Raw genomic sequence first — 15,820 nt, forward strand, 5'->3', positions numbered from 1 at the left:
GTTGACAGGTTTTCAAGTTACTTGAATATGTAGCCATCCGACCTGAAATCCGCACCGGCCTTGCGCCGCAAAAGGGAAACCTGCCGCTGCCATGAGCATGACACCCAGGATCAACCGCGACCGCTTCTTTGCCCGCATGGCAGGTTTCGCGGCCATCGGGGCGACGCCGGCGGGCGGCGTCAATCGCCAGGCCCTGACGGAACTGGACCGTCAGGCGCGCGCGGTGCTGGCGGGCCTGGCCCGGCAGCGCGGCTTCGAGGTTTTCCAGGACGAGATCGCCAACCTCTTCATCCGCCGCAAGGGCCGCAACCCCTCCCTGCCGCCCTTCCTGATCGGCAGCCATCTGGACAGCCAGCCGAACGGCGGCCGCTTTGACGGGGCGCTTGGCACCCTGGCGGCGCTCGAGGTGCTGGAAACGCTGGAGGATGCCGGGGTCGAGACCGAGGCCCCCATCGAGCTGGTGGCCTGGACAAATGAAGAGGGCAGCCGCTTTGCCCCGGGCAGCATGGGCTCGCAGGCCTTCGTCATGGGCGGGGTCCCGGCGGCGACGCTGGCGGCGGTCAGCCCGGCCGATGGCGCCACCCTTGCCGAAGAGCTTGCCGCCACGCTGCACGCCCTGCCCGAGGCCCGGATGCGCCCTTTGGGCCAGCCGATCCGCGGCTATCTGGAATTGCACATCGAACAGGGCCCGATCCTCGAGCGCGAAGCCATCCCGATCGGCGTCGTCACCGCGGTGCAGGGGACGCGCTGGCTGGAGGTGAAGATCACCGGCCAGGCCGGACATGCGGGCACCACGCCCCTGGTGGCGCGGCGTGACCCGATGATGGCCACGGCAAGCGGCCTTGCCGCGCTTTACGCCCAGATCATGCCGCTTGACCACGAGGCGCGGATGACCGTGGGGCGGATCGCGGCGGAACCGGGCAGCATCAACGCCATCCCCTCCGCCGTCTGCTTCACCGTCGACATCCGCCACCCCGCCCTGCCCCGGATCGACGCGATCGAGACCCAGGTCCGCGCCATTCTGGCCGCCGCGGCCCTTGTCCACGACTGCACCATCACGGTCGAACAGCTTTTCGACATGGCCCCGGCGAAGTTTGCCGAGCCGATGCTTCAGGCCATCGAGGCGGCGGCGCGGGACTGTGGCGTCAAGCACCGGCGCATCGTCTCGGGCGCCTTTCACGACGCGCTGTTTCTCAGCCGCATCGCCCCGGCCGCGATGATCTTCGTGCCCTGCCGCGACGGGATCAGCCATAATGAGAAGGAATATGTCGCCCCCGACCATGTGGCGCTTGGCGCGCAGGTTCTCCTGCAGGCCACGCTGCGCGCCATGGGCGAGACCGGGGCCACGATCGTGCCCACCCCCGAGGCCGCGGAGACGGCCGTATCCTTGCTTCAGACCCCATGATGCCCCCCAACAGAAAAGGAATGTGACCATGAGCCCGACCCTCACCCGCCGCAGCTTTGGCGCCATGGCGCTCGCCCTCGCCTCCAGTGCCGCCGCCCTCCGCCCGGCCTTTGCGGCGGACCTGACCAAGCTGACCTTCATCCAGGAATGGCCGGTGCCGGATGGCTTCTGGATTCCGTGGATCCTCGGCAGCAAGAAGGGCTTTTACGCCGACGAGGGGATCGAGCTGGAGGTGGTGACCCCGCCGACCGTGGCCGACACGATGAAATTCCTTGGCACCGGGCGGGCGCAGCTGGCCTTCACCACGGTGATGGACGTGATCTTCGCGCGCGGCGAAGAGGCGCCGGTCGTGGCCATCGGCCGCTATGGCCGCGGCAACAACTGGGGCATCATCAGCGCGCAGGGCAAGCCGCTGACGATTGCAGAGCTGAAGGGCAAGACCATCGGCATCTACAACGACGCCTGGACCAAGGCACAGCTGTCGATGATGCTGGCGGATGGCGGCCTGACGCTGGACGATGTGCAGACCGTGGCCGCGGCGGATGACACCGTGCCGCTGCTGTTGCAGGGCAAGGTCGATGCGATCACCGGCATCACCAATGCCGAAGGAACCGAGATGGTCACCGCCGGCAACCAGAAGCCCGAGTTCATGGCCGCCACCGACCACGGCGTGCCCAATACGCCGATCTTCATGCTGGCCGCCAACGAGCCCTGGCTGAAGGCGAACCCCGATCTTGCCAAGGCCTTCCTGCGCGCCACCCGCAAAAGCATCGAATATGCCGTGGCCAACCCAGACGAGGCGATCGCCGCCTTTGCCGAGACCTATGCCAAGGCCTATGACGGCACCTTCATCTCGCAGCAGTGGAAGGACACGATCCCGCTGTTCGGCACGATGGACGCCGATCTGATGACCAGCAGCGAGGCAGACTGGACCACGCTTCTGGCCGCGCTGACCAAGTTCGAGGTGGTCAAGTCGGTCGAGGCGCCCACGGCCTATTTCACCAACGACTACCTGACCAAGTAAGCGAGCCGGAGACCGCGATGACCGACCCAAGCCCCGTCCGCCGCATTGTTCCCGCCTGGACCTATCGTCCCGGCCCCGATGTCGCGGACCTGCCGCCGCCCGGTCTGGTTCAGGCGCAAAAGATCGCCAGGGCGGCTGCGGCGGCGGGGCTTGCCGTCGCGGCCGAAGGCATCAGCGAACAGGAGGTGGAGCTTGCGATCAGCGCCAGCTTGATCGCCCATGACATCGACCATGTCTGGACCATCACCAATGTCGGCCTGGGGGAAAACACGCTGATCTGTTTTCCCACCAACCCGCCGACCGCGCAGAAGGCCGCCGCGAGGGATGTGCTGATGGTCGATGTCCACCCGATCACCGCAAGCGGCTTCTGGGGCGACTGCACGCGCTGCGCGGTGATTGGCGACTATCCGGAGGCGAAAAAGGCCCTCGCCGATCTGGAGGTGCTGCATTACGAGACCCTCGCCCAATGCCGCCCCGGCATGCCCGCCAACGAGCTTTTCGGCCTCAGCCATGCCAGGCTCACCGCCGAAGGTTTCATCCTTCTGGACCAGTTGGGCAATATCGGCCATTCGCTGACCCCGGGGGCGGCCTATCTGCACCAGTTCATCGACGCGTGCAACGCCACGCCGATGTGGGGCGCCTGGGCGATCGAGCCCTTTGCCGCGCGGGATGGCATCGCCGTCAAGGTCGAAGACCTCGTCTGGTTCGGCCGCGAACGCTGCTTCACCCTTTGAATTGCCGGAACCTGCCGCATGACCAAGCCTGCCAAACTGTCGCTCAAATCCGTCTCACGCAATTTCAAGGACGTGCTGGCGCTGTCGCCCACCGATCTTGAGGTGGCCGAGGGGGAGTTCGTCTCGGTGGTGGGGCCCTCGGGCTGCGGCAAGAGCACGATGTTCAACATCATCGCCGGGGTTCTGGCGCCAAGCGGCGGGCGCGTGCTGATCGACGGTCAGGATGTGACCGGGAAGTCCGGCCATGTCGGCTACATGCTGCAAAAGGACCTGCTTTTGCCCTGGCGCACGGTGCTGGACAACATCGTCCTCGGCGCGCTGCTGAAGGGCGGCGCCAGCAAGGGCGAACGGGCCGAAGGCGTGGCGCTCGCCACCCGCTATGGCCTTGGCGATTTCATCAACCACTATCCGGCGGCGCTGTCGGGCGGCATGCGCCAGCGCGTGGCGCTGATGCGCACGCTTGCGATGCACCGCGACGTGATGCTGCTGGACGAACCCTTCGGCGCCCTGGATTCGCAGACCCGGCTCGCGATGCAGCAATGGCTGCTGTCGGTCTGGCGCCGCGAGAAGCGCACCATCATCTTTGTCACCCATGACATCGACGAGGCGATCTTCCTCGCCGACCGCGTCGTGGTGATGACGCCCCGGCCTGGGAGAATCCACGAGGTGATCTCGGTCCCGATCCCTCGGCCGCGCCCGGTCTCCAGTCTGATCGACCCGGAGTTCGTGGCCCTGAAGCAGCGCATCCTCGCCACGATCTACCAGACCACGACCACGGATGCCGAGGAGGCGCTTGACCATGTCTGACACGCTGCAAGGCAAGGCTCTGTTCCTCAAGGTCCTTTATCCGATCTGCGCCCTGGTCCTGGTGATCGCCCTCTGGGCGGCGCTCGTCTCCTTCTACCAGATCCCGCGTTATGTGATGCCCTCACCACAGGATGTGGGCCATCATATCATCGAGGACTGGCAGCCCCTCGTCACCGGTTTCTATGTGACCTTCGTCGAGTTCCTGCTGGGCTTCATCCTGGGCGCCGGCACCGGCTTTGTGCTGGCGGTGGTGATGGACCTGTCGAAAACGGTGCGCGGCATCCTCTACCCGATCCTGATCCTGAGCCAGGCCATCCCGATCATCGCCATCTCGGCCGCGCTGACTATCTGGCTGGGTTTCGGTCTGGCGCCGAAACTGGTGATCGTGGCGCTGGTCGTCTTCTTTCCGGTGGTGGTCAATGTGCTGGACGGTCTGGCCTCGGTCGATGGCGATGTGCTGAACCTCGTCCGCTCGATGGGGGCGTCGCGGATGAACATCTTCCGCCATGTGAAACTGCCCGCCACCTATTCGCCGCTGTTTTCGGCGCTGAAGCTTTCCGCGACCTTCAGCGTCACCGGCGCCGTGATCGCCGAATGGACGGCCTCGACCAGTGGCGGCATCGGGGCCTATCTGTTGCAGGCCAATTCGCGGCTGAACACGGCGGGCACCTTTTCGGCCATCGCCTTTCTGGCAGCACTGGGGATCCTCGCCTTTCTTCTGGTGGTGGTGGCCGAGTTTCTGCTGACGCCCTGGCGGTCCTCCTCCAAGGCGCGGCGCTGGTCGCGGTCTTACTGGCGGGGTTGAGTGCGGCTTGTTTTCGCGCCAGCGGGGCGTCACTCTGGCGGCGGGGCGGCCCGGCCCTGCGAGGAGAGGCGCGATGCTGATCGATCTGACCCATCCGATGCGCAACCTGATGCCGGTCTGGCCCGACGACCCCGCTTTTGAACAGCGCAGCGTGTCAGAGATCGGGGCGGGGGCGATCTCCTGCAACCACGCGCTGGCGATGTCGGAACATTGCGGCACCCATTTCGACGCACCGGCGCATTTCATCGCCGGAGGGGCTGCGATCGACGAGATCCCCCTCCCCCGTTTCTTCGGCAGGCTGGCCACGATCAAGGCGCAGGTCCCGCCCGACAGCGCCGTGGGTCCAGAGCTGATCCTGGCTTTCGAGGCGGCGCAGGGCCCGATCCTGCCCGGCGATGCCGTGGCCTTTCACTTCGGCTGGGATCGCTTCTGGCAGGGCGAGGACCCGAGGGTCCTGCGCGACTGGCCCGGCCTGTCGGGCGAGGCCGCCGATCTTCTGGTGGCGCGGGGCGTGCGGATCGTGGCCACCGATGCCATGTCGATCGACCGCTATGGCAGCACGACCTTCCCCGCCCATCTTCGGCTTTTGCAGGAAGGTGTGCTGATCGGCGAGAATTTCGCCAACCTTGGCCGCTTGCCGCCCTTCTGCCAGCTGACCGCCCTGCCCCTGAAGATCGCAGGCGGCAGCGGTGCCCCCTTGCGCGCCGTGGCCGAGGTTCCGGACGCGCCGCGCTGACAACACGCTCAGCCGGTGGAGGCGCGCAGGATCAGGCTGGGGGCGATGGCGATGGTCTGGGCACCCACAATCGCATCGTCCAGCGCGCGGGCGATCAGTTCGGCGGCGCTTTGGCCGATCTGGCGCGGATGCGGGTTGACCGTGGTCAGGCCGGGCACGCAGACCCCGGCAATCTCGTAATCGCCGAACCCGGCCAGCCAGATCTGCCCGGGCACCGCGATGCCAAGCCGCTGACAGGTGCTGAGCGCCCCGAAGGCGCAAAGGTCCGAGACGCAGATCACCGCCTCGGTCTCGGGCGCGCGCTCCAGAAGCTGCGCCATCGCCTCGGCCCCCTGCCGCATCGAGGCCCGGGGTGGGCCGACATCGATCAGCCGGGGTGCCGCAAGCCCGTGGCGCTGCATGGCGGCAAGAAAGCCGGTCCGGCGGTCCACCCCCCGGCTGTCCCCTTCGGCATCGCCGCCGATGAAGGCGATGCGGCGCCGTCCCGCCGCCACGCAATGATCGACCAGCCCGGTCATGGCCGCCGCATTGGAAAAGCCCACGACATGGCCGATAGGCTGCGCGGGCAGGTCCCAGATCTCGACCACCGGAATGCCCGCCCCGGCCAGCAGCCGCCGCGCCCGCGCCGTATGGTGGCCCCCGGTCACGATGATCGCCTCTGGCCTGCGGCGCAGCAGCTGTTCGATCAGTTCCTCCTCCTTGCCGAGGTCGTAATCGGTATAGCCAAGCAGGATCTGCAGGCCCTCTGCCTTCAGCCCCTCGGTCAGGGCGGCCAGGGTATCGGCAAAGTTCGCGTTGTTGATCGAGGGGATGGTGACCGCGACAAAGCCGGTGCGTTGCAGGCGCAGGGTCGCGGCCCGGCTGTCAAAGACATAGCCCAGCGCCTCGGCCGCCGTCAGCACCGCCGCCCTGGTCTTTTCGGTGACCGAGGCCTCCTGCCGGAAGGCGCGGCTCACCGTCATGGGCGAGACACCGACCACGCGGGCGATGTCGCTCATCCGCGGGGGGCGGCGCGGGTTGGGCATCGCGTCAGACCTTGACCCAGCGGGCGAGGTCCGCCGCGATCACCTGCGCCAGATCCTCGGTGCTTTGGGCGATGTCGACGGTCAGGGCCTCGTCCGGGCCGGGGGGCTCCAGCGCGGCGAACTGGCTGTCCAGAAGCGAGGGCGGCATGTAATGGCCCTTTCGCCGCGCCATGCGGGCGGCGATCAGGTCGCGGCTGCCCGAAAGATGGACGAAACGCACCGGCCCGCCCGCGCCGGCGCGGATGCGGTCGCGGTAGGCCCGTTTCAGGGCCGAACAGCCCACCAGCACCGGCGCGCGGTCCTGCAAGGCCGCCGCCACCCGGTCAAGCCAGGGCCAGCGGTCGGCATCGGTCAGGGGAATGCCGGCACGCATCTTTTCGACATTCTCCGCCGGGTGCAGGTCATCGCCATCGACATAGGGCACCCCGGTCAGCGCCGAGACGGCCGCCCCGACGCTGGACTTGCCACAGCCCGAAACCCCCATCAGAACCACGCGCAGCATCGCAGCCCCCCTCACAGAGAGGCCGTGATGCCGCCATCCACATAAAGGATGTGGCCGTTGACGAAGCTCGACGCCTCCGAGGCGAGGAAGACGCAGGCGCCGACCAGCTCCTCGACCTTGCCCCAGCGTCCCGCCGGGGTGCGCTTTTCCAGCCAGCCGGAAAAGGCCGGGTCCGCCACCAGCGCGGCATTGAGCGGCGTGTCGAAATAGCCGGGCGCTATGGCGTTGCAGTTCAGCCCGTGCCGGGCCCAATCGGTCGCCATGCCCTTGGTCAGGTTGCCCACCGCCCCCTTGGTCGCCGTATAGGGCGCGATCGAGGGCCGGGCGAGCGCGGTCTGCACGCTGGCGATGTTGATGATCTTGCCCCGCCCCCGCGCGATCATGTGGCGGGCGCAGGCCTGGCCGACATGAAAGACGCTGGCGATATTGGTCTGCAAAAGGCGCTCGAAAGCCTCGGCCGGGAACTCCTCCAGAGGGGCGCGGTGCTGCATCCCGGCGTTGTTGACCAGGATGTCGATGGCGCCTGTCCCCGCCTCGAAGGCGTCGACCGCGGCGCGCACGGCCGCATGGTCGGTGGCATCAAAGGCAAGGCTTTGCGCCCCGGGAATTGCGCCCACCGCCTGTGCGAGCTTGCCCGCACCGCGGCCGTTCAGCACGACCTGCGCCCCCGCCGCCGCAAGCCCCTTGGCCAGGGCAAAGCCGATGCCCTGCGACGACCCGGTCACCAGGGCGCGCTTGCCCGTCAGATCGAACAGTGAAACAGACATGCCATCCCTCCTCGCGGCGAGAGCCTGGTTTTCTCTCGACAGAAAAACGTCCTGACGGTTATGTTATCGATAACACCACAGGTCAAGCACGAAGGGATCGCGCTGATGCGGGCGATTGTCATTCACGCGGCGCGCGATCTGCGGATCGAGGATCGCCCGGAGGAGGCCCCCGGCCCCGGCCAGTTGCGCCTGCGGCTGGCGACGGGCGGGGTCTGCGGGTCGGATCTGCATTACTACAACCACGGCGGCTTTGGCACGGTGCGGCTGCGCGAACCGATGATCTTGGGGCACGAGGTTTCCGCCTTTGTCGAGGAGATCGGGCCGGGGGTGACCGGGTTCCACCTCGGGCAGCTGGTGGCCGTATCCCCCTCGCGCCCCTGCGGGACTTGCGCCTTTTGCCGCGAGGGGCTCCCCAACCACTGCGCCCAGATGCGGTTTTACGGCAGCGCCATGCCCTTCCCCCATGTGCAGGGCGCCTTCCGCGAGGTTCTGGTCGCCGATGCCAGCCAATGCGTCGATGCGACGGGCCTGAGCGCCGGAGAGGCCGCGATGGCCGAGCCTCTGGCCGTGACGCTTCACGCCACCCGGCGCGCGGGCGAGATGCTGGGCAAGCGCGTGCTGGTCACCGGCTGCGGCCCGATCGGGGCGCTGGCGATCCTCGCCGCCCGCCGGGCCGGCGCGGCAGAGATCGTCGCGGTGGACCTGTCGGATTTCACCCTGGGCATCGCGGCGCGGGTCGGGGCGGACCGGGTGATCAATACCGCCCGCGCACCCGAGGCGCTGGCGGCCTATGCCGCGGGCAAAGGCCATTTCGACGTGCTTTACGAATGCACCGGGGTCGCCTCGGCCCTCGCCAGCGGCATTGCCGCGATGCGGCCCCGCGGGGTGATCCTGCAACTGGGCCTTGGCGGCGACATGACCCTGCCGATGATGGCCATCACCGCCAAGGAGCTGGACCTGCGCGGCAGCTTCCGCTTCCACCCCGAATTTGCCACCGGGGTGGGGTTGATGCGGCAGGGGCTGATCGACGTCAAACCGCTGATCACCCAGACCCTGCCGCTGGACCGCGCCGAGGAGGCTTTCACCCTCGCCTCGGACCGCAGCCAGGCCATGAAGGCGCAGATCGTGTTTTCCTGACCGTCGCCTTGCCCTGGTCAGATCCGCTGTTGCGGGCGGGTCAGGGCCTCGGGGCTCAGCACTTGGTCCAGCTGCTCTTTCGTCATCAGGCCGCTTTCCAGCACCAGTTCGTAGACGCCGCGCCCGGTGTGGTGCGCCTCCAGCGCCACCTTGGTGGCCGCATCATAGCCGATATAGGGGTTGAGCGCGGTCACGAGGCCGATCGAGTTTTCGATGCTGGCGCGCAACAGGGCGCGGTTTGCGGTGATGCCGCGGATGCAGCGCGTCTCCAGCGTGCGGCAGGCGGCCTCGAGGTGGCTGACCGAGCGGAAGAGGCTGTAGGCGATGATCGGCTCGAAGGCGTTCAGCTGCAGCTGGCCGCCCTCGGCCGCGAAGGTGATGGTGACATCGTTGCCGATCACCTCGAAGGCGACCTGGTTGACCACTTCGGGGATCACCGGATTGACCTTGCCCGGCATGATCGACGAGCCGGCCTGCATCGCCGGCAGGTTGATCTCGTTGAAACCGGCGCGGGGGCCGGAGGAGAGAAGCCGCAGGTCGTTGCAGGTCTTCGACAGCTTGACAGCCACCCGTTTCAGGACCCCCGACAGCTGGACGAAAGCGCCGCAGTCCTGCGTCGCCTCGATCAGGTCGGCGGCGGCGACGACCGGTATCCCGGTGACCCGCGCCAGTTGCGCGCAGGCCTTGGCGGCATAGGCGGGATGGGTGGTGATCCCGGTGCCGATGGCCGTACCGCCGAGGTTGATCTCCAGGATCAGATTGGCGGCCTCGGCCAGCCGCGCCTCATCCTCGCCCAGCATGATGGCGAAGGTGTTGAACTCCTGCCCCAGGGTCATCGGCACTGCTTCCTGCAGCTGGGTGCGACCCATCTTCAGGACATCGGCAAATTCGGCCGCCTTCTCTTCGAAAGCCCCCCGCAAGGAGGCCATCGCGGCGATCAGCCGGTGAATGCCGAGCCAGGCCGCAAGCCGCAGCGCGGTTGGATAGACGTCATTGGTGCTCTGGCTCTGGTTCACATGTTCGTTCGGGTGCAGGAAGGCATAGGCGCCCTTGGGGTGGCCCATGATCTCCAGGGCGCGGTTGGCGATGACCTCGTTGGCGTTCATGTTGGTCGAGGTGCCGGCCCCGCCCTGGATCTGGTCCACCACGAACTGGTCATGCAGGCGGCCGCTGCGGATTTCCTCGCAGGCGGCGACGATGGCGGCGCGGCGGGCCGGGGTCAGCAGGCCCAGATCGGCATTCGCCTCGGCCGCGGCCTGCTTGATCGCGGCGAGCGCGTTGATCAGATCGGGCACGAGGCCGATGCTTTGCCCCGAGATCGGGAAATTCTCGACCGCGCGCAGGGTGTGAACCCCCCAATAGGCATCGGCGGGCACCTCACGGTCACCAAGCAAGTCGTGTTCAATGCGCACAAGCGGATGGGTCATCGGGCGGGTCGGCTGGGGGCGGGTCATCGGGCAGTCCTCGGATGGGGCCAAAACCGGCGGGTGCCGGGGCCATGCGATAATGGTCTGGGAGGTTCGGGGTATCTGCGGCTCTCAGGGCCGATTGCTTCCATTTACGCCTAAAAATGCGTCATGACCAATGCCAAGATCGGCTTAGTCATTCCGTTTTTGCATAATCCTGCGCGAGTTTCTCGGCAGCGGCCCAGACCCGGGCCGACAGCGCCCTGGTGCGGGCGGCGTTGCGGTAGAGGCGAATTTCCATCGGCAGTTCGGGGGCCACGACTTCCAGCCGGCCAGCGGCGATGTCGGCGGCGACCATGCGGCGCGGCAGCCAGACCACGCCATGACCCTCCAGCGCCATCGACTTCATCGCCTCGGCCATCGAGGCCTCGTTGATATGGGCGACATAGACCCGCGGCGCGCCCGGCTGGGCCTGGGCGATCTGCGCCAGGGTGCCGAGGAAGGACCCGCGGGAATATTGCATCAAGGGCATGCCGTCGCGCGTCCAGGCCTCGGGCCAGCCGGGGCGGGCGACGGCGGCGAGGCTGTCCTTGCCGACGACGAGATGGGGAAAGCCACGGCCCAAGGGGATTTCGACGCCGGGATGATGATAGGTCAGAAAGAAGTCATAGCCGCCCTCGGTCAGCGCGGTGATGCAATGGCTGAAGTTTTCCGGCATCACCCGGCTGGCCACCGGCCCGACGAGGCCCTGCAGCTGCATCAGCCAGCCGGGCAGGAAGGTCACGGTCAGGCTGTGCAGTGCGGTGAGCGAGATCTGCGGCCCGCCGCTTTGCGCGCTGTGGCGGAACTCGGCCCGGCGGGCGGTCAGCATCCGCACCGTCTCTTCCGCCGTCTCGCGGAACAGCTTGCCCTCGTCGGTCAGGGTCACCGGATGGCTGTCGCGGTTGACCAGGGTCGCACCCAGCCACTCCTCCAGCGCGCGGATGCGGCGGCTGAAGGCGCTTTGCGTCACCCCGCGCAATTCCGACGCGCGCGAGAAGCTGTGGGTGCCGGCAAGGCTCAGGAAATCCTCGAGCCATTTGAAATCCATTCTGGCCTCCCTGCCCTGCCGCGATCATGGCGAGAGGGCGCTGCGGGTTCAAGCCCGACATGCGGTGCCGCGCGGCGTCAGGCGCCGAAGGCGGGCGGCCCCTGCAGCTCTGCCGTCAGCGAGGTGCGGTTGCTGACGCCGACCTTGCGGAACAGGCTCTGGACATGGGTTTTCACCGTCGGCAGGGCGATGACCAGATCCTCGGCAATCTCCTGATTGGTCAGGCCCTGCCCGATCCGCTCTGCCACCGCCAGCTCGCGGCGGGACAGGTCATAGCGCGCCTTCAGCCGCAGCCGCGCCGTGCTGCGCTGCACATGGGGGTGAAAGGCCAGGCTCGCCTCGACATAGCGCCGCAGGCTTTGCGCCAGAAGAACCGTCTCGGGCGCGAACTGGGCATCGTCGCCCTTCGAGATCACCCCCAGACCGCCGATCGGCCGGCCCTCGTGCCAGAAGAGCAGATCCATCGCATCCTTGATCCCGCTCAGCGCCATATAGGGCCGGTAGCGGGCAACCTCTGCCTCCTCCGAAACAAGGCAGGCCCCGGTCAGCGTCTGCAGCTGCTGGCCCTGCGCGATCAGCCGCGCCGGGCGGCAGGGATCGAAGGCATGGAACTTGGCGCGGTAGAGCGTAAGCCGGTCCTCGGCCACGCCTTCGCTGGCCACGAACTGGATCTGCTGGCGTTCGTCGATCCAGTAGAAGGTCGCGCAGGAGATCCGGGTGGCCTGCATTGCAAAGTGCAAGAGCGCGCGCAGCGATCTCGTTTCATCGCAACCCAGGTCACGCGGGGCGAATGCCATGCTACACCTCTGGAACAGGCCGGGACCCGGGAAAGGTCTGGCGCCACCGGTCCCGGTTTGCCCGACCGAACTCCCTCAAGAGTGGCGCAAATCATATATCGAAACAACGAAAATCAGCCCAACTCCAAGGGGCCTCGGCGGCAGTTGTCTGCCCCTTCGCGGCTCTGGCCAGCTTGGCGCCGCCATTTCGGCCTCCAGCGCGGGTATGCGGCCAAAAACCATCCTTTGGGACGATTGACGCAAGGAGTCCTCGCCTATAGCAAAAATGCCAAGACACACAGGGTTGACGGGCTGCGCAAGACGCAGAAACGCGCGCGGCAGGGCGCGGGCGCGGTGGCATTTGCCGGTCTGAGCGGGCCCGCAGACCCGGGTCTGCCCTGCCAAGAGGCACCCGTTTGACCCTGCACAGGACCGCGAAAGCCGAAATGAACCGCCGGGCAAGAGAAAGATTGATTAAATGTGAAATTAAGTTCCATATTGAATCCGAGTCGCTTTGACGCCTCGCAGCCCCGACAGGAAGAACGCCTGGCGATGCCGGGGGCCGGATCACAGAACGGGACAAAGAATCCCGCCAATCGCAACAGTGGAGAGACCAGATGATGAGACGACCCAGACTGTTCCAGCCGCGCGCCCTCGTGCTGTCGGCGGCGCTTGCCGCGGCCCTGTCCGGCACCGCCTTTGCCGAGGCCCGCACCCTGGTGATCGCGCGCGACATGGATATCAACTCGCTCGATCCGCAGCACGCCTGGTGCGACACCTGCCAGATCTTCAACTCCTCGGCCTATGAATCCCTCGTCACCCTCGACAAGGACAACAAGCTGCAGCCGCTGCTGGCCAAAAGCTGGGAGGTCAACCCCGAGCAGACCCAGATCACCCTGCATCTGGACCCGGCGGCGAAATTCGCCGATGGCTCGCCGGTCGAGGCCAAGGATGTCAAATGGAGCTTCGAGCGGCTGAAGAACCTCAAGACCAACACGACCTTCATGGTCGATCCGATCGCCTCGATCGAGGCGCCGGATGCCGCCACCATCGTGCTGAAACTTGCGGCGCCCAATTCGGAATATCTGCAGATCCTCGCCTCCTCCTACATGGCGATCCTGAACAGCGACGTGGTGGCGGCGAATGGCGGTCTGGCCGATGCGACGGCGGTGGACAAGGACACGGCCGAGGCCTGGTTCCTGACCCATTCCGCAGGCTCGGCGCCTTTCGTTCTGGAAAGTTATGAGCCCAACGCCGAACTGCGGCTGAAGAAGAACGATGCCTATTGGGGCGCCAATCCGGCCAAGGTGCCCGAGGTGGTGTTCCGCCAGATCAAGGATGCCGTGGCCCAGGCGCAGGCCCTGCAATCGGGCTCGGTCGACATTGCCCAGCAGATCGACGCGGAAACGGCGAAAAGCCTGACCGGGCCGGATGTCGTGGTCGAAAACCTGCCCTCGCTGAACTTCGTCTACCTCGCGCTGTCGCCGGGGGCGAAGAACAACAAGGTGCCGCTGGATGCCAAGGTGCGGGCGGCGATCTCGGCCGCGATCGACCGCAAGTCGCTGATCGATCTGGTGGTGGGCGGCGCCGGCAATGAGATCGCGGTGCCGGTCGCCCCGGGCTTTCCCGGCGCGGATGGCCACAAGGTGCCGGAATACAACGTGGATCTGGCCAAGAAGCTTTTGGCCGAAGCGGGCCACCCTGACGGGTTCGAGCTGGAATCGATCTATCCCGACATGAATGTCTATGGCGTCGATTTCGGCCTGATGATGCAGAAGGTGCAGCAGGACCTCTCCAAGGTCGGCATCAAGGTCACGCTGTCGCCGATGCCGCTGTCGAACTGGCGCGATGTGGTCAACAGCGACGGCATCCCCTTGACCGCCGTCTTCTATGCGCCCGATTTCTACGGCACCTCGCAGTTCATCGACTATTTCGGCCTGGCCCCTGGATCGACCTGGGCCAAGCGCGCCGGGGGCGAGCGTGACCCCTCGATCCTGAACAACGACATGCGCGGCATCATGGATGCGGCCCTGTCGGCACCGACGGCGGAAGCGGCGGCCAAGAAGTGGTTCGAGGCGGCCGATATCATCGACAACACCGGGATCTTCCTGCCGATGATCAACCCCGACCTGATCCTCGCCTATCGCAAGGGGGTGACGGGCGTCCGCTTCAGCGTCTGCTGCAACACCCCCCTGGCCGAGATTTCGACCGGCGAATGAGTTGTCTTCGGGCGGGCCCCTGACAGGCCCGCCCGAACCCTTCCCCTCCCCCTTTTCCCCAAGCCCCAGGAGCATCCCTTGCCCCAGGTTTTGAACATTCGCGCCCTGCCCAGCCTGCAGGACGCTGGCTTCACCGGCGGGCGCGACAATTTTCAGGTCTTCTGCCAGAGGATCTTTGCCGCCGATCAGCCGCGCTATCTGCGAAGCGGCGAAAGTGACCTCGTCGTCTTTCGCCATGCCGATCTTCTGGCCTTCGGCACGGCGGCGCAGGTCGGCAACGTGCCGCCCGGCGTGGCCTTTCCCGGCAGGCTCGACGCGCCGCCCGGCACGGTTCCGGCCGCGGGAAAGCGCGTGGCCGAGGTGCTGGCGACCCAGATCTTCTTCACCAACCCGCCCATCCACGGCGCCACCCGCCGCATCCTGCTCAACTGGATCGGCCCGAAAAGGGTGGGTGACATGGAGGGAATGGTGCGCGCCCTGGTGGAGGAGATCCTCGACAACCTCCCCCTCGGCACCGAGATCGACTTCGTGCCACGGGTGGCCGAGGCGCTGACCGTCGGCTTCTGGGCCCGGCTTCTGCACCTGACCGTGGACGAGGTGGCGCGGATGACCGAGGCCGTCCACCGGATGACCCGCCTTTTCGTGCTGCAGCGCAATCTCGACGATCTGGCGCTGCTGGATCTGGCCTTCGACGCCTATGCCGGCATCCTAGACGCCGCCGCCGATCGCGGCCTTGCGCGCGGCGATCCCGACCTGCTGGAGATCCAGCGCCAGATCGGCGAGCTCGATTTCCCCGAGGATATCCATGTCACCGGCATCCTGCCGCGCAGCGTCGGCCAGGTCCTGTCGGGCAACCTGATCGACGGGTTCCACACCGCGGCCCTTGCCACCGCCAACACCTGTTTCAGCCTGTCGCGCCACCCCGAAGTGCTGGAAGAGGCGCGCAGCTCACCCACGCTGCTGGCAAAGGCGATTGCCGAGGCTTTGCGGATGGAGCCGCCGGTCCTGTACCTCAAACGCCATCTCCTCGCCGATTTCGAACGCGACGGGATGGTGGTTCCGGCGGGCACCACGGTGGTGATGATGTGGGGCGCGGGCAACCTCGACCCCGCGGCCTTTCCCGACCCGGAACGGTTCGACCCGGGCCGCAAGCAGCAGGGTCTGATGACCTTCGGCGGCGGCGCGCATATCTGCCCGGGCCGTTATGTCGGCGTCATGCTGACCCGCCTGCTGCTGGAAGGTTTCGCGTCACGCGGCCTTGGCCTTTCGCCCGGCACCGCAGCGGCGGACTGGATACCCGGGCATATCATGGGCCAGTTGCAAAGCCTGCCCCTGCAGGTGAACAGGATCGCCTGACGGGGCACCTCGGTCAGGCCGGTTTGATCTT

Annotated in this window: 15 protein-coding genes; 9 read left to right on the top strand and 6 right to left on the bottom strand. The window is 66.8% G+C overall.

What is annotated here, in order from left to right:
- Positions 1-91 precede the first annotated feature (91 nt).
- The 6 genes from AC1DZT_RS14585 (at position 92) to AC1DZT_RS14610 (ending at position 5,511) form a co-directional block, all read left to right on the top strand.
- Positions 92-1,405 carry a Zn-dependent hydrolase gene (locus AC1DZT_RS14585; protein WP_478007357.1) on the top strand — a complete coding sequence of 438 codons (1,314 nt, stop codon included), beginning with the start codon at positions 92-94 and terminating at the stop codon, positions 1,403-1,405.
- Positions 1,406-1,433: 28 nt separating this feature from the next.
- Positions 1,434-2,429, top strand: a complete 996-nt coding sequence (locus AC1DZT_RS14590) for an ABC transporter substrate-binding protein (protein WP_478007358.1) — start codon at positions 1,434-1,436, stop codon at positions 2,427-2,429.
- Positions 2,430-2,446: 17 nt separating this feature from the next.
- Positions 2,447-3,163 (top strand): M24 family metallopeptidase, encoded by a 717-nt coding sequence (locus AC1DZT_RS14595; RefSeq protein WP_478007359.1) that lies wholly within the window; start codon positions 2,447-2,449, stop codon positions 3,161-3,163.
- A gap of 18 nt (positions 3,164-3,181) precedes the next feature.
- Positions 3,182-3,970, top strand: a complete 789-nt coding sequence (locus AC1DZT_RS14600) for an ABC transporter ATP-binding protein (protein ID WP_478007360.1) — start codon at positions 3,182-3,184, stop codon at positions 3,968-3,970.
- Positions 3,963-4,775 carry an ABC transporter permease gene (locus tag AC1DZT_RS14605; RefSeq protein WP_478007361.1) on the top strand — a complete coding sequence of 271 codons (813 nt, stop codon included), beginning with the start codon at positions 3,963-3,965 and terminating at the stop codon, positions 4,773-4,775. The genes AC1DZT_RS14600 and AC1DZT_RS14605 overlap by 8 nt, the downstream gene beginning before the upstream one ends.
- Before the next feature lie 73 nt (positions 4,776-4,848).
- Positions 4,849-5,511 (top strand): cyclase family protein, encoded by a 663-nt coding sequence (locus tag AC1DZT_RS14610; RefSeq protein WP_478007362.1) that lies wholly within the window; start codon positions 4,849-4,851, stop codon positions 5,509-5,511.
- 8 nt (positions 5,512-5,519) lie between these two features.
- On the opposite strand, the gene AC1DZT_RS14615 is transcribed toward AC1DZT_RS14610, so the two are convergent.
- The 3 genes from AC1DZT_RS14615 to AC1DZT_RS14625 are packed head-to-tail and all read right to left on the bottom strand — an operon-like array spanning position 5,520 to position 7,805.
- Positions 5,520-6,536 carry a LacI family DNA-binding transcriptional regulator gene (locus AC1DZT_RS14615; RefSeq protein ID WP_478007363.1) on the bottom strand — a complete coding sequence of 339 codons (1,017 nt, stop codon included), beginning with the start codon at positions 6,534-6,536 and terminating at the stop codon, positions 5,520-5,522.
- A gap of 4 nt (positions 6,537-6,540) precedes the next feature.
- On the bottom strand, positions 6,541-7,038 hold the full coding sequence (locus tag AC1DZT_RS14620; RefSeq protein ID WP_478007364.1) for a gluconokinase: 498 nt from the start codon (positions 7,036-7,038) through the stop codon (positions 6,541-6,543).
- An 11-nt stretch (positions 7,039-7,049) separates the two neighbouring features.
- Positions 7,050-7,805: an SDR family oxidoreductase gene (locus tag AC1DZT_RS14625; RefSeq protein ID WP_478007365.1), complete on the bottom strand. Its 756-nt coding sequence runs from the start codon at positions 7,803-7,805 to the stop codon at positions 7,050-7,052.
- 105 nt (positions 7,806-7,910) lie between these two features.
- Between AC1DZT_RS14625 and AC1DZT_RS14630 the strand changes: the two genes are divergently transcribed.
- A complete protein-coding gene (locus AC1DZT_RS14630) occupies positions 7,911-8,942 on the top strand; it encodes an L-idonate 5-dehydrogenase (RefSeq protein ID WP_478007366.1) in 1,032 nt (343 codons plus the stop codon).
- A 17-nt stretch (positions 8,943-8,959) separates the two neighbouring features.
- On the opposite strand, the gene aspA is transcribed toward AC1DZT_RS14630, so the two are convergent.
- The 3 genes from aspA to AC1DZT_RS14645 all read right to left on the bottom strand — a co-directional run bounded on the left by aspA (position 8,960) and on the right by AC1DZT_RS14645 (position 12,235).
- Complete coding sequence (aspA, locus tag AC1DZT_RS14635) at positions 8,960-10,396, bottom strand: aspartate ammonia-lyase (RefSeq protein WP_478007367.1); 1,437 nt, start codon at positions 10,394-10,396, stop codon at positions 8,960-8,962.
- Positions 10,397-10,544: 148 nt separating this feature from the next.
- The gene (locus AC1DZT_RS14640; RefSeq protein WP_478007368.1) at positions 10,545-11,438 is read right to left on the bottom strand and encodes a LysR family transcriptional regulator; all 894 of its coding nucleotides are present in this window, start codon (positions 11,436-11,438) and stop codon (positions 10,545-10,547) included.
- 77 nt (positions 11,439-11,515) lie between these two features.
- Positions 11,516-12,235 (bottom strand): helix-turn-helix transcriptional regulator, encoded by a 720-nt coding sequence (locus AC1DZT_RS14645; RefSeq protein ID WP_478007369.1) that lies wholly within the window; start codon positions 12,233-12,235, stop codon positions 11,516-11,518.
- 599 nt (positions 12,236-12,834) lie between these two features.
- On the opposite strand from AC1DZT_RS14645, the gene AC1DZT_RS14650 reads away from it, so the two are divergent.
- Together AC1DZT_RS14650 and AC1DZT_RS14655 are read left to right on the top strand one after the other, a co-directional pair.
- Positions 12,835-14,433 carry an ABC transporter substrate-binding protein gene (locus tag AC1DZT_RS14650; protein WP_478007370.1) on the top strand — a complete coding sequence of 533 codons (1,599 nt, stop codon included), beginning with the start codon at positions 12,835-12,837 and terminating at the stop codon, positions 14,431-14,433.
- A 78-nt stretch (positions 14,434-14,511) separates the two neighbouring features.
- The gene (locus AC1DZT_RS14655) at positions 14,512-15,789 is read left to right on the top strand and encodes a cytochrome P450 (protein ID WP_478007371.1); all 1,278 of its coding nucleotides are present in this window, start codon (positions 14,512-14,514) and stop codon (positions 15,787-15,789) included.
- Positions 15,790-15,820 lie beyond the last annotated feature (31 nt).

The organism is Rhodobacter sp. P1_C2 (assembly GCF_056406375.1).

What these genes read in the sequence shown, in the direction of transcription:
- AC1DZT_RS14585 (WP_478007357.1), top strand. Translation starts at nt 92, where the DNA reads ATGAGCATGACACCCAGGATCAACCGCGACCGCTTCTTTGCCCGCATG.
- AC1DZT_RS14590 (WP_478007358.1), top strand. Translation starts at nt 1,434, where the DNA reads ATGAGCCCGACCCTCACCCGCCGCAGCTTTGGCGCCATGGCGCTCGCC.
- AC1DZT_RS14595 (WP_478007359.1), top strand. Translation starts at nt 2,447, where the DNA reads ATGACCGACCCAAGCCCCGTCCGCCGCATTGTTCCCGCCTGGACCTAT.
- AC1DZT_RS14600 (WP_478007360.1), top strand. Translation starts at nt 3,182, where the DNA reads ATGACCAAGCCTGCCAAACTGTCGCTCAAATCCGTCTCACGCAATTTC.
- AC1DZT_RS14605 (WP_478007361.1), top strand. Translation starts at nt 3,963, where the DNA reads ATGTCTGACACGCTGCAAGGCAAGGCTCTGTTCCTCAAGGTCCTTTAT.
- AC1DZT_RS14610 (WP_478007362.1), top strand. Translation starts at nt 4,849, where the DNA reads ATGCTGATCGATCTGACCCATCCGATGCGCAACCTGATGCCGGTCTGG.
- AC1DZT_RS14615 (WP_478007363.1), bottom strand. Translation starts at nt 6,536, where the DNA reads ATGCCCAACCCGCGCCGCCCCCCGCGGATGAGCGACATCGCCCGCGTG.
- AC1DZT_RS14620 (WP_478007364.1), bottom strand. Translation starts at nt 7,038, where the DNA reads ATGCTGCGCGTGGTTCTGATGGGGGTTTCGGGCTGTGGCAAGTCCAGC.
- AC1DZT_RS14625 (WP_478007365.1), bottom strand. Translation starts at nt 7,805, where the DNA reads ATGTCTGTTTCACTGTTCGATCTGACGGGCAAGCGCGCCCTGGTGACC.
- AC1DZT_RS14630 (WP_478007366.1), top strand. Translation starts at nt 7,911, where the DNA reads ATGCGGGCGATTGTCATTCACGCGGCGCGCGATCTGCGGATCGAGGAT.
- aspA (WP_478007367.1), bottom strand. Translation starts at nt 10,396, where the DNA reads ATGACCCGCCCCCAGCCGACCCGCCCGATGACCCATCCGCTTGTGCGC.
- AC1DZT_RS14640 (WP_478007368.1), bottom strand. Translation starts at nt 11,438, where the DNA reads ATGGATTTCAAATGGCTCGAGGATTTCCTGAGCCTTGCCGGCACCCAC.
- AC1DZT_RS14645 (WP_478007369.1), bottom strand. Translation starts at nt 12,235, where the DNA reads ATGGCATTCGCCCCGCGTGACCTGGGTTGCGATGAAACGAGATCGCTG.
- AC1DZT_RS14650 (WP_478007370.1), top strand. Translation starts at nt 12,835, where the DNA reads ATGAGACGACCCAGACTGTTCCAGCCGCGCGCCCTCGTGCTGTCGGCG.